Genomic DNA, 253 nt, shown 5'->3' with positions numbered 1-253 from the left:
TAAATCGAAGAAGAAAATTATAAAAATTATTAGTTCCTTATCTTTCAAGATAGAGGATGGTGAAACAGTCGGATTAATTGGCTTAAATGGGGCGGGTAAAAGTACACTTATAAAGATGATGACAGGTATTTTAGCCCCGACTTCTGGAGAAATTAGAGTTTTAGGGAATGACCCATTTAAAGATAGGCTTATCAATAATAGAAAAATTTCTACCGTTTTTGGTCAAAGATGTAAATTAAGATGGGATGTGTCT

At 32.8% G+C, this 253-nt stretch carries 1 protein-coding gene; it reads left to right on the top strand.

Going from position 1 to position 253, the window contains the following annotated elements:
• The coding region (locus tag AD60_RS09980; protein ID WP_146048849.1) for an ATP-binding cassette domain-containing protein at positions 1–253 on the top strand (253 nt) is incomplete at both ends.

The organism is Petrotoga sp. SL27 (assembly GCF_002924605.1).
GTDB classification, from domain to species: Bacteria; Thermotogota; Thermotogae; order Petrotogales; family Petrotogaceae; genus Petrotoga; species Petrotoga sibirica.
Note: the sequence above shows the minus strand (reverse complement) of the source record. Positions and strands in the feature narration are given on the sequence as shown.